The sequence below is a fragment of the Clostridium sp. CCUG 7971 genome (genome assembly GCF_017590215.1).
In the GTDB taxonomy this organism is placed as follows: domain Bacteria; phylum Bacillota; class Clostridia; order Peptostreptococcales; family Peptostreptococcaceae; genus Faecalimicrobium.
Genome location: NZ_JAFFPK010000165.1, coordinates 1 through 13109, shown reverse-complemented (window position 1 = coordinate 13109; position 13109 = coordinate 1). Strand labels below are relative to the sequence as shown.

Below are 13109 nucleotides of genomic sequence, written 5' to 3'. Positions count from 1 at the left end.
AAACTGGATATATTCCAAATCCACTTGCAAGAAGTCTGGTAACTAAAAAAAGTCAATTAATCGGAGTAATAGTTCCAGAAGTATCTGACTCTTTCGTAAATGAGATACTAAATGGAATAGAAGAAGTAGCAAAAATGTATGACTATGATATACTTTTAGCAAATACATACTCTGATAAAGAGCAAGAATTAAAAAGTATAAACTTATTAAGAGCAAAACAAGTAGAAGGTATAGTTATGATATCTTGGAAAGTAGAAGAAGATCATATAGAGTATATCCAAAATTGTGGTATACCAGCAACATATATAAGTAAGACTGCTAGAAACTATGATATACACACAGTTAGTACAAGCAATAAAGAAGCTACTTATGATATGACTAAGTATCTTGTTGATAAAGGTCACGAAAAAATAGCATTTGTGATGACAAGTGAAGATGATACTGTATTAGAAATGGAAAGATTATCAGGCTACGAAGATGCTCTAAATGAAAAAGGAATAAAGTTAGATCAAAGTTTAATAAAATACGGTGGAACAACTTATGAAACTGGCTATAAGAGTATGAAAGAATTATTAGATGAAGGAATAATACCACATGCTGCGTTTGTAACAGGAGATGAAGCTGCAATCGGTGCAATAAATGCTATATGTGATTCAGGATATAAAGTTCCAGAGGATATATCAGTAGCTGGATTTAATGATGTTAAAATAGCTAAAATGTATAGACCTAAATTAACTACAGTTCATCAACCATTATACGATATTGGAGCAGTTGCTATAAGAATGGTAATAAAAATGATAAATAAAGAACAATTAGAAAATAAAAAGATAGAATTACCATATAGAATAGTAGAAAGAGAAAGTGTTATAGAAAGAAAAAAAATATAATACTTTAAAAGGGATTTAAAAAGCATATCTGGTTAAATGAAACTAATAAGATAGTAAAATTTTTAATTTCTCTCAAAATATAAAAAAGACTGATTTAGTATTTCGATACTACATCAGTCTTTTTTATTAAAAAATCATGAAAAGAAGAGTGTGCATATAATTTGCAATTATACCAGCACAAAGACCTCCAATTAAATGAGTGATCATTGCTTTTGTAGTAACTTCTCTTACTTTTAAGCTATCAGCCATACTAGCTGTAGTAGAAAGGAAACCAGCCCAGCAATATGCAATTGCAAAATAAACGGTCATGTCATGAGCATTCAATAGACCTGACTCAGCTAAAGATTTAGCACCAGCTATAGATGCGCCACATGCACCTAATGCTGTTAAAGGTAGCCCTAGAACTGCTGAATTTGCGAAACCAAATAATGGATTAAGTAGGAAGGAAATTTTATCACCAATTAGAGTAAGAAGACCAGTACCCTCATAAGCAACACCAAGATAAACCTCCTTGCCATCAACAAGACTAGGACCATTTGTTAACATCATTACAAGTGTACAGAAAATTAAGATTCCAGGTATAATACTTAATCCTAAGTCTACGCCAGCCTTTGCACCGTCAAACGTTGCATTTAACCCTCTTTGAAATGGACTACCGCTTCTAACTTTACGGTATCCAGGTTTTACATTTACAATTTCAGAATCGAGATATTGTTGATCGACTTCGGCTTCTTTTCCGTAAAGTTTCTTTGCATAACGCATCAATAATCTATTACTGATGATTCCACCGATAATAGCGCAAATTGTTCCTATAACAACACTAGGAGTAAATTTACCAGCTTCAATTCCAAGAATTCCACCAGATATGATAATACCCATACCAAAAGTAGTACCAAAATTGACCATTGTAGCCCATTGATATTTTTTAAAATATTTTGCATAGGCTGGATCTTTAGAAATTGGTACAATTGCAGGATTATCTGAGAAATAGCAAGTTATAGCTCCTAAAGCAGAAGCACCAGGTAATCCGAAAATAGGTTTCATTATAGGAGATATTATTTTGTTAATTAGAGCTGTAACACCAAACTCGGAAAAAACAGAAGATAGGGCACCAGCTAATACAGCAACTCCCATAATATAAAAAGCAGTGTTTAGCAATAAATCATGTGCAGTTTTCATAATAACACTAAACATTGTACCAACACCCATGACCACCCCAAAATACGTACCAAGAGCAACTACAAAAAGAAGACATAAATAAGTTCCTTTACTAATCTCTTTACGTATTTCGCAAGAATTATTTTGATAATCGTCTACTACATTGTTAGTCTTTTTTGATTGAATAGTTTTATTATCCATAAAATCTCTCCTTAACAATATTATTTAATATTTAACAATTGATTATATTTATATTGTATATAGATGAAATATCACAAGTCAATTTATTTTAATAAAATAAATTCATTTTAATGAAATTATTTTATTAAAATGAATTGACAATGCATAATGATGAATATACTATTACAAATATAAAAATATTTTTAATAATAAGTAAAAATAAATTTTATTAAGATTTTAGAATTAGATAAAAAAGAGAGGAGGTAATAATATGCTAGTTATAAATAATGATGATATTTTAAAGATTGTCTCTTATAAAGAGATTTTAGATGCAATAGAGTATGCTTACAAAGTCTATAACGATGAAAGTTATTACATGCCAGATCGTTTTCATGTTGATTACAAAAATAAAACACTGCTTTATATGCCGTGTTTTGTAGAGGAGAGTTTCGGGACAAAAATTTTAACTATTTTCCCTGAAAATATAAATAAGGGTATTCCTTCTTTAGATGGAGTTATGCTTTTAAATGACTATGAAACAGGTAAGCCAACGTGTATGATGGATGGAAAAACATTAACTGCACTAAGAACTGGAGCTGTTGGTGGCGTAGGAATTAAGCACACTACACCAGAAAATGTAAATAGTGTTGGATTAATAGGAGCTGGAGTTCAAGGATTTTATCAATTGATTTATGCTTGTCAAGTAAGGAATTTCGAAAATATTTATATTTTCGATCCATATTCAAAGAATATAGAAAGTTTTGTAGAAAGGCTACAAAAACAATTGTCACTAGAGATTGAGATTATTATTTGTAATGACTCTAAAGACCTATTAAAGAAATCAGATGTTATTATCACAACAACTACAGCAACCTCTCCAACTTTACCGGAGAATCCAGAATTACTTAAAGGGAAGCATTTTATTGGTATTGGTTCTTACAAGCCAAATATGCGTGAATTTCCAGACTCACTATATCCACTATTAGATTCAGTTTATGTAGATGCTGATATTGCTTTAGAAGAATCTGGGGATCTTATACAGCCAATAAATAAGGGGATACTTGACAAAAATAATATAAAAAGATTTAGTGATTTTCTTCTTTCTGCTTCGGATGAAGAAAAATATAAAGTTAAAAATTCAACTTCTTTCTTTAAATCAGTTGGAATTGCGGTTTTTGATTTGATTGTAGCTGAAAGAATTTATAAAGTAGCATTAGAAAAGGATGTTGGTTATAAAGTTAAGTAAAAAACGTATATTGGGATATATGGAGGTAGCATTATCATGATGAAGTTTAAAAACCTTATAAATTGTATAGATACACATACAGGAGGGGAAGCCACAAGAATCGTTACTTCAGGTTTTCCTAAAATACCAGGAAAAACTATTTTAGAAAAGAGAAAATATGTTTTAGAAAACTATGATTATTTAAGAAAAATGATTATGCTTGAGCCTAGAGGTCATAGTGGTATGTATGGTTGTATTTTATGTGAGCCTGTAACTGAAGACGGTGATTTTGCAGTTTTATTTACGCATAATGAAGGATTAAGTTCTATGTGCGGTCATGCAACTATAGGTCTTACAAAAACTGCTTTTGAAGTAGGTATGCTTCAAGGGAAAGAAGGAGAAAATTTAGTTAAAATTGATGCTCCTTGTGGACGAGTTGAATCTAAAGCTTATATTAAAAACGGAGTAGTAGAAAAAGTTTCTTTCCAGAATGTTCCTTGCTTCGTTTATAAAGAAAATATTGAAGTTGAAGTGGATGGAATTGGAACGGTAGTTGGAGATATAGCTTACTGTGGAGCGTTTTATGTATATATAGATGTTACCAAAGTAAATTTAAGTGTAATATCAGAAGATGCAGATTTATTAGTTAAAATTGGAATGGAAATTAAACATAAAGTAATGGATAAACATGAATTTAATCATCCAACTGAGCCGGGAATTAACTGGTTATATGGAACTATTTTTTATGAGCCAGTAGTTGATGAAGGAGATAAAGTTTTGACTAAAAATGTTTGCATATTTGCACAAGGGCAAATAGATCGTTCTCCAACTGGATCTGGAACCGGTGGACGTGTAGCGATTCATTATGCTAAGGGAGAATTAAATAAAGATCAAATTCTTATAAATAAAAGTATAATTGATACACCAATGGAAGGAAAGGTTATTTCAGAAACCAAAGTTGGAGATTATAATGCTGTTATTACAGAGGTATCTGGAGTATCACATATCATGGGATTTAATCAGTTAGTATTAGATCCCAAAGATCCACTTCCACAAGGATTTCGTATTAGCGGAAACTAATATTTTAATAAGTAAGTTTTACATTAATTTATTTGTATAAATAAGTAATCATATGGCATCTGTACCCTACAGATGTCATATTTTTTATAGTTAAAAATATAAAATTATAATGAAGGATTGTGGACATATATATAGAAATAATTAAAGTGATAGAGAAAATTTAAACAAATTTAATAATAGTGGGGAGAGTCTGTTATGAAAAGGGTATTAATTGATGGTAGTAGCTTAACTATTGAAGATGTAGTTAACGTTTGCCGAAATAGTTATGAAGTAGTACTAAGTGAAGAATCTATAAGTAAAGTAAAGATAGCAAGAAATTTAGTTGACAACTTAGTAGAGAATGAAAAAATATCTTATGGAATAACTACAGGATTTGGAAAGTTTTCAGATGTAGCAATATCAAAAGAAGATTCAAAGCAACTCCAAAAAAATCTAATAATAAGTCATTCATGTGGTGTAGGTAATCCTTTAAGTGAAGATATTGTAAGGTCAATTATGTTATTAAGGGTAAATGCTCTATCAAAAGGAAATTCAGGAATTAGAATAGAAACTCTACAAACTTTAGTCAATATGATAAACAAAGGAGTACATCCTATAATACCAGAAAAAGGATCATTAGGAGCATCAGGAGATTTAGCTCCTTTATCGCACATGGTTTTAACCATGTTAGGAGAAGGAGAAGCGATTTATAAAGGTGAAAGGTTAGATTCTAAAGTAGCCATGGAAAAAGCAGGTATAGATGTGTTAGAGTATTTATCAGAAAAAGAAGGCTTAGCTTTAATAAATGGAACGCAAGTTATGACATCAGTAGGTTTATTAACATTATATGACTCAATGAACCTTTTAAAAACTGCAGATATAGCATTAGGTTTGACTATGGAAGCATTAAATGGAATAACTTGTGCAATGGATGAAAAAGTACACTCAGTAAGACCTCATAAGGGACAAATTAATACTGCTAAAAACATATTAAATATAGTATCAGGAAGCGAAATGACAACTAAACAAGGTCAAATGAGAGTTCAAGATGCATACTCAATAAGATGCTCACCGCAAATTCATGGAGCGAGTAAAGATGCACTTGAATATGTAAAAAATAAAATAAATATAGAAATCAATTCAGTTACAGACAATCCAATAATATTCCCACAAGAAGAAGAAGTAATATCGGGAGGTAACTTCCACGGCCAGCCAATGGCTTTAAGCTTTGACTTTTTAGGAATAGCTCTATCAGAAATAGCAAATATATCAGAAAGAAGACTTGAGAAATTAGTAAACCCAGCATTAAGCCATGGATTACCAGCATTCTTAGTAAATAAAGGTGGTCTAAATTCAGGATTTATGATAGTTCAATATAGTGCGGCATCACTAGTATCAGAAAATAAAGTTTTAGCACATCCAGCAAGTGTAGATTCAATACCATCATCAGCAAACCAAGAAGACCATGTATCTATGGGTACAATAGCAGCAAGAAAAGCAAGAGAAATAATGGAAAACACAAGAAAAGTACTATCTATGGAAATATTAGGAGCTGCTCAGGCTATAGATTTAAGAGGTAAGAAAAAACTTGGAATAGGTACTGAAGCAGCATATAGAGTAGTTAGAGAAAATACTCCATTTGTAGATAAAGATAGAATAATGTATAAGGATATAAATATATCAGAAGACTTAATAAAGAAAAATCTATTAGTTGAAGAAGTTGAAAAAGCTATAGAATGTGAGCTTTTAATGGATGAAGAACTATTAGTTGAAAGTTTGAGTTAAATAAAAGGAGGTATTTATATGGAAAAAACATTAAATATACTAAATGAAGATATAAAAGATTCTATGAGTATAAAATTAAATTATGTTCCTCAAGAAACGCCGCATTTTATAGAGGGAATAAGAAGAGCACCAAAAAGAGAAGCAAAATTATCACATTCAGATATTAAATTGGCTTTAAAAAATGCTTTAAGATATATACCAGAGGAGTATCATGATGAGCTATCAAAAGAATTTTTAGATGAATTAATGACAATGGGAAGAATTTATGGATATAGATTTAGACCAGAAGGAAATTTAAAAGGATTTTCTATAGATGATTATGAAGGTAAATGTATAGAAGGAAAAGCTTTTCAAGTTATGATAGATAATAACTTAGATTTTGACATAGCTTTATATCCTTATGAACTAGTAACTTATGGAGAAACAGGTCAAGTGTTTCAAAATTGGATGCAGTATGCTCTAGTTAAAGAATACTTAAAAGTATTAACAGAGGATCAAACTTTAGTACTTCAATCAGGTCATCCAGTTGGATTATTTAAATCAAAACCAGATGCTCCAAGGGTTATATTAACTAATGGTCTTATGATTGGTATGTTTGATAATCAAGAAGATTGGAAAAGAGCTGCAGCAATAGGTGTATCTAATTATGGACAAATGACAGCAGGTGGATGGATGTATATAGGTCCACAAGGAATCGTTCATGGAACATATTCAACATTATTAAATGCAGGAAGATTAGTTTTAGGAGTAGACCAACATTCAGATTTAAAAGGTAAATTATTTGTAACATCAGGCTTAGGAGGAATGAGTGGTGCTCAGGGAAAAGCTGTAGAAATTGCAGGTGGAGTAGGTATAATAGCAGAAGTTGACTATTCAAGAATAGAAACTAGATATACTCAAGGATGGGTAAGTAAGGTAACAAAAACTTGCAAAGAGTCATTTGAAGTGGCTTATGAGTGTATGAAAAAAGGCAAGCCTTGTGCAATTGCTTATCATGGAAATATAGTAGATTTATTGGAATATGCAATAGAAAATAATATACATATTGATTTATTATCAGATCAAACATCTTGCCATGCTGTTTATGATGGAGGATATTGCCCACAAGGTATAACTTTTGAAGAGAGAACAAGACTATTATCAGAAGATAAAGATAAGTTTATAGAATTAGTTAATGAAACTCTTATAAACCACTTTAAAGCTATAAAAGAGTTACATAATAGAGGAGTATATTTCTTTGATTATGGAAATAGCTTTATGAAAGCTGTTTATGATGCAGGATGCAGTGAAATTTCTAAAAATGGGATAGATGAAAAAGATGGATTTATATTCCCATCATATGTTGAAGATATATTAGGTCCACAGCTATTTGATTATGGATATGGTCCATTTAGATGGGTTTGTTTAAGTGGACTAGAGGAAGATTTAATAAAAACTGATAAAGCAGCTATGGATTTAATTGACCCAAATAGAAGATATCAAGATAGAGATAACTGGGCTTGGATAAGAGATGCTAAAGAAAATGCATTAGTAGTAGGAACAAAAGCGAGAATACTTTATCAAGATGCTATGGGAAGAACAAATATAGCTTTAAAATTCAATGATATGGTAAGAAGAGGAGAAATAGGTCCAGTTATGCTAGGAAGAGATCATCATGATGTATCAGGTACAGATTCTCCATTTAGAGAAACTTCAAACATAAAAGATGGAAGTAATATAATGGCTGATATGGCGACTCATTGCTTTGCAGGAAACTGTGCAAGGGGAATGAGTTTAGTAGCCCTTCATAATGGTGGAGGCGTAGGTATAGGAAAGTCTATTAATGGCGGATTTGGGATGGTTTTAGATGGTTCTCAAAGAGTTGATGATATACTAAGAACTTCAATGCCTTGGGACGTTATGAGTGGAGTTGCTAGACGTGCTTGGGCCAGAAATGAAAACTCTATATCTACAGTAATAGAGTATAACAAAATGTGCGAAGGAAAGGATCATATAACACTTCCATATATAGTTGATGATAATTTAATCAATGAAACAATAGAAAATTTATAATTTTAATTAAAGCAGATAAATAGTATTAATAAGGTAATAGTTTTATATAGTTGCTAGGTAGCTTAAAAAATAAGCTATCTTGTAATTATATTTATTTAAATATAAAGGGGGTCCAAATATGGCAATAGTACAATGTGTTCCTAATTTTAGTGAGGGTAAGGATTTAGATAAAATAGAAAAGATAATAAATCCATTAAGAGGAAAAGAAGGAGTGAAATTATTAAATTACGAGGCAGATAAAAACTATAATAGATTAGTAGTTACAGTTATAGGGGAACCTCAAAAAGTTAAAAATGCAGTTTTAGAATCTATAGGTATTGCTAAAGATGTTATAGATATGAATGTCCATAAAGGTCAGCATTCTAGATTTGGTGCTACAGATGTATGCCCATTTATCCCTATAAAAGATATGACGATGGAAGAAGCTATAGAATTAGCTAAAGAGTTAGGTGAAGAAGTTGCTTCAAAATATGAAATACCAGTATTTTTATATGAAAATGCAGCATCTAAACCAGAAAGAGAAAATTTGGCTACTGTTAGAAAAGGACAATATGAAGGATTAGATGAAAAATTAGAAGATCCCAACTGGAAGCCTGATTTTGGGCAAGCTAAGAAGCATCCTAGTGCAGGAGCAATAGCTATAGGAGCTAGAAGACCTCTTATAGCTTATAATATTAACCTTGATACTACAAATATAGAAATAGCAGCAAATATAGCTAAAACTATAAGATTTTCAAGTGGTGGATATAGATATATTAAAGCAGGTCCAGTAGAAGTTCCAGAAAGAGGAATAACTCAAGTAACTATGAATTTAACTGACTATACTAAAACGAGTATGTATAGAGCTTTTGAAACTGTAAAAATGGAAGCTAAAAGATATGGTGTAAATGTAGTTGGAAGTGAGATAGTAGGTCTTTGCCCAATGGAGTCATTAATAGATGTAGCATCATATTACTTAGGACTAGAAAATTTTAGTATAGATAAAGTTTTAGAAACTAGTTTAATGGAGTAGAGATATGAAGATAGATTTAATTATAAAAAACATAGGTAAATTGGCTACATGTAAAAGTTTTGATTACCCAAAATCTGGGGAAGAAATGAATAATCTAGAGTTAATAGAAGATGCATATATAGCTATAAGTGATGGTAGAATTGCAGAAATAGGTACTAAAAATAGCTATGAAAGATTAATAGATTCAAACACTAAAATAGATGATGCAAATGGACTTTTGGTAACTCCAGGATTAATAGATTCTCATACACATTTAGTTCATGGTGGCTCTAGAGAAAATGAGTTTTCTAAAAAAATATCTGGTGTGCCGTATATAGAAATATTAAATCAAGGTGGAGGAATACTTAGTACAGTTAAGTCTACTAAAGAAGCTACAGATAAAGAATTATACTATAAAGCTAAAAAAAGTTTAGATAGAATGTTAGAACTTGGAGTTACAACTGCAGAGGCTAAAAGTGGATATGGACTAGAATTAGAAACAGAGATTAAGCAACTTAAAGTTGCAAAAGACTTAGATAAAAATCATCCAGTAGATTTAGTACATACATTTTTAGGCGCACATGCAATTCCACAAGAATATAAAGAGAATCATAAAGAGTTTATAGATATAATAGTAAATGATATGATGCCTAAGGTTAAAGAATTAGAGTTAGCAGAATTTTGTGATGTATTCTGTGAGGAAGGTGTATTTACTATAGAAGAAAGTGAATATATATTAACAAAAGCAAAAAAAATGGGATATAAATTAAAAATACATGCAGATGAAATAGTTTCATTAGGTGGAGCAAAGCTCTCAGCTAAATTAGGATGTATATCATCAGATCATTTAATGGCAGCAAGTGAAGAAGGTTTAAGAATGATGGCAAAAAATAAAGTAATAGCCAATATACTTCCAGCCACTTCATTTAATCTAAATAAAGATTATGCAAATGCACGAAAGATGATAGAACTAGGAGTACCAGTTTCTTTATCTAGTGATTATAATCCGGGAAGCTGTCCAAGTGAAAACTTACAATTCGTAATGCAACTTGGGTGTTTAGGATTAAAAATGACACCAAATGAAGTACTAAATGCAGTAACTATAAATGCAGCATATGCAATTGATAGGCAAGATAACATTGGTTCATTAGAAGTAGGAAAAAAAGCAGATTTAGTAGTATTTGATGCTCCTAATATAGAGTATTTAATGTATCATTTTGGAATAAATCATGTGAATAAAGTTTATAAAGAAGGTAAATTAGTAGTAGATAACAAAGGGGTAATTTATAACAATACCATATAGGAGGAGAAATATGAAATTAGTTGATATGACTGTGTCTGAGTTTTCGGATGAAGTAGATTCTAATTCCCCGGCACCTGGTGGTGGTTCAGTAGCTGCACTATCAAGTAATATAGGTATAGGGCTTGCTAGAATGATGGCACACTTAAGTTTTGGAAAGAAAAAATATGAAGCTTTAGAAGAAAAAGTAAGAGCAGAGTTTGTAGAGAAGTTCAATAAGCTTGGAGATATAAGGCAAGAGCTAATAGAGCTTATAGATAGAGATACTGAATCATTTAATGAAGTTATGAAAGCTATGAAAATGCCTAAGAATACAGATGATGAAATTAAGGCTAGAAAGGTTGCTATACAAGATGCAACATTATTTTCTATAGATGTTCCTTTCAAAACTGCTAAATTGTCTTTTAAAGCACTACAACTATTAGAGTATCTAACTAAACATGGAAACCAAAACGCTATAACTGACATTGGAGTAGGAACACTAATGCTATACAGTGGCCTAGAAGGAGCTTTATTAAATGTAAAGGTAAATTTAATGACTCTTGAAAATAAAGAGTTATATAAAGTTTACAGTAAAGAATGTGAGGAACTTTTATTAGAAGGAAGTGAAATCAAAGATAATCTAATGAAATCTATACACAATAAACTTAATAACTAAAAAATAAAGCTAGAGTAGTTACTCTAGCTTTATTTTTTAGTTATTATGATTAGATTTTTTAACTTTTTTAACTACTTTTTTAACTTTTTTATTACCATTAGGTTCAGATGTACTTTCATCTTGTACGGATGAGTTATGTTTACTAGATTTATGCTTCTTAGGTGTATTTTGGTTAGATGTACTTTCCTTAGAAGATTTATTTCCAGAAGAAGATTTTTTTGACTTTAATTTTTTACTTTCTAGTTTGTCTTGAACTTCAGCTTCAGAAATTTTACCCATTATAGTATCTAATTTTTTACGTTGATCATCATCTAAGAATGTCTTAAATTTTGATATAACCTCATCTTTTCCTTGAAGATTTTTACCTATTTTTATAAGTTCATCCATAAGTTCATTTTCAGATTTGCCTTTATAGTTATCAGCAATTTGTTCAATTTTTTCCTTATCAATATTTTTTTGTTTAGCCATTTTCTCCAATGCTTCTGTATTTACTTTTTTCATAAAAATGCCCCTTTCTATAATATATATTAGACTTTACTCATAGTATTTATATATAGAAATAATCTTAAAAAAATGAATGAGATATTAAATTTTAGATAAATAAGATTTCCTATAAATAATGTATATGCATATGAACAAAAAAAAGTAACATTAATAGCAAATAAAACATACTTTATATATGAGGAGAAGTATATTTTAAGGGGTGACTGTGATTGAATAATCTACTGTTGATACTTGGAATGATCGCGCTTAGTAACGGAAATATTTCGTTATTTGATAATAATAAAAATAAACCAAAAGAAATTAATGCAGATGGAGTTAGAGGTCCATCTATAAAAAAGAAAAAAGTAAAAGAAGTAAAGCCTAAAATTCCTAAAAAAACAAACCCCAAAAGGGAGAGAAAGAGTAGTAATAGTATGCTTGGATTTAATATGAATGATATAAACAAGGGTATGAAATTAATGGATTTAAGTGATGAAGATTTAGAACGTGGAATGGAAATAATAACTAGAACTAAAAAATATATGTCTAGAGATGAGATGAAAGTTTTAGCAAAACTAGAAAGTTTACTAGATTTAGTAAAAGGTATAAAGAGATTGAGTGGTATAGATGATATACAAGAAGAAGAAACAAACTTTTTTAGAAGTATGGACGAAGATGATAAAAAGAATATGATGATAAAAGAAATATTAGAAGTATTCCCAGAGAAGAGAAAAGAATCTATAGAAAAAGCTATAGATATGAAAAAGAAAATTGATTTATTTGCGGAATTATTTTTACCAGATGATTTTGGTGAAGGTGGATTTAGTTTAAGTTCATTAGCCAATATAAACAATCTAGGAAGTATGAATAACCTTAAACTATTAGGAAGTCTTTTAAGATCTGATGGAGAAGATAGCTCTTATGATGAAGATGAAGAATATGATGATGACGAATATGAATACGAAGATGAAGAATATGGTGATGAAGATTTTGACGATGAATACGAAATTTATGAGGATGATGACTACATAGATGATGACAATAATTAAATTTCCAAAAAAATACTGATATTATATTAATTACTATGTAAAATTACTTTTAAAATTTAGCATTTTGTTATATAATAATATTATAAAAATCCTGAAGCATTCGATAGACTTATTTAAATTCAACCGACAAATGTTATAAGGGAGACTGAGTCCATCTATGGATAACATGCCTGTATATATACGGGAAGTTAAAAGTAGATAGTAGGTCACCCACCTGGGAGTATCTCGGGTATGAATTTATTGGGTCGCCGGTGTTTTGGGATTTTTAATATAAAAAAGTGT

Annotated in this window: 11 protein-coding genes and 1 other RNA gene; 10 read left to right on the top strand and 2 right to left on the bottom strand. The window is 30.4% G+C overall.

Annotated elements, in window-relative coordinates:
* The coding region (locus tag JWF52_RS17495; protein ID WP_208334769.1) for a LacI family DNA-binding transcriptional regulator at positions 1-887 on the top strand (887 nt) is incomplete at its 5' end.
* Between the two features lie 126 nt (positions 888-1013).
* On the opposite strand, the gene JWF52_RS17490 is transcribed toward JWF52_RS17495, so the two are convergent.
* The gene (locus JWF52_RS17490) at positions 1014-2246 is read right to left on the bottom strand and encodes a CD0519/CD1768 family membrane protein (RefSeq protein ID WP_208334768.1); all 1233 of its coding nucleotides are present in this window, start codon (positions 2244-2246) and stop codon (positions 1014-1016) included.
* Positions 2247-2496: 250 nt separating this feature from the next.
* Here JWF52_RS17490 and JWF52_RS17485 point away from each other — a divergent pair, with 250 nt between their 5' ends.
* From JWF52_RS17485 to JWF52_RS17455, 7 genes are all read left to right on the top strand, one after another.
* Positions 2497-3471, top strand: coding sequence for an ornithine cyclodeaminase family protein (locus JWF52_RS17485; protein WP_208334767.1), 975 nt, complete (start codon positions 2497-2499; stop codon positions 3469-3471).
* 36 nt (positions 3472-3507) lie between these two features.
* The gene (locus tag JWF52_RS17480; RefSeq protein WP_286184255.1) at positions 3508-4530 is read left to right on the top strand and encodes a proline racemase family protein; all 1023 of its coding nucleotides are present in this window, start codon (positions 3508-3510) and stop codon (positions 4528-4530) included.
* A gap of 195 nt (positions 4531-4725) precedes the next feature.
* Entirely contained in the window at positions 4726-6294 is a 1569-nt protein-coding gene (hutH, locus tag JWF52_RS17475; protein ID WP_208334766.1) for a histidine ammonia-lyase, read from the top strand.
* An 18-nt stretch (positions 6295-6312) separates the two neighbouring features.
* Positions 6313-8346 (top strand): urocanate hydratase, encoded by a 2034-nt coding sequence (hutU, locus tag JWF52_RS17470; protein ID WP_208334765.1) that lies wholly within the window; start codon positions 6313-6315, stop codon positions 8344-8346.
* Positions 8347-8464: 118 nt separating this feature from the next.
* Positions 8465-9358, top strand: a complete 894-nt coding sequence (gene ftcD / locus JWF52_RS17465; protein WP_208334764.1) for a glutamate formimidoyltransferase — start codon at positions 8465-8467, stop codon at positions 9356-9358.
* A 4-nt stretch (positions 9359-9362) separates the two neighbouring features.
* Positions 9363-10640, top strand: coding sequence for an imidazolonepropionase (gene hutI, locus JWF52_RS17460; RefSeq protein ID WP_208334763.1), 1278 nt, complete (start codon positions 9363-9365; stop codon positions 10638-10640).
* 10 nt (positions 10641-10650) lie between these two features.
* Positions 10651-11295, top strand: a complete 645-nt coding sequence (locus JWF52_RS17455) for a cyclodeaminase/cyclohydrolase family protein (protein WP_208334762.1) — start codon at positions 10651-10653, stop codon at positions 11293-11295.
* A 36-nt stretch (positions 11296-11331) separates the two neighbouring features.
* Here JWF52_RS17455 and JWF52_RS17450 read toward each other — a convergent pair whose 3' ends face one another.
* Positions 11332-11796, bottom strand: a complete 465-nt coding sequence (locus JWF52_RS17450; protein WP_208334761.1) for a hypothetical protein — start codon at positions 11794-11796, stop codon at positions 11332-11334.
* A 212-nt stretch (positions 11797-12008) separates the two neighbouring features.
* Here JWF52_RS17450 and JWF52_RS17445 point away from each other — a divergent pair, with 212 nt between their 5' ends.
* Together JWF52_RS17445 and ssrS are read left to right on the top strand one after the other, a co-directional pair.
* The gene (locus JWF52_RS17445) at positions 12009-12827 is read left to right on the top strand and encodes a hypothetical protein (protein WP_286184254.1); all 819 of its coding nucleotides are present in this window, start codon (positions 12009-12011) and stop codon (positions 12825-12827) included.
* Between the two features lie 85 nt (positions 12828-12912).
* Positions 12913-13094: non-coding RNA, 6S RNA (gene ssrS / locus JWF52_RS17440), on the top strand.
* Positions 13095-13109: the final 15 nt, after the last annotated feature.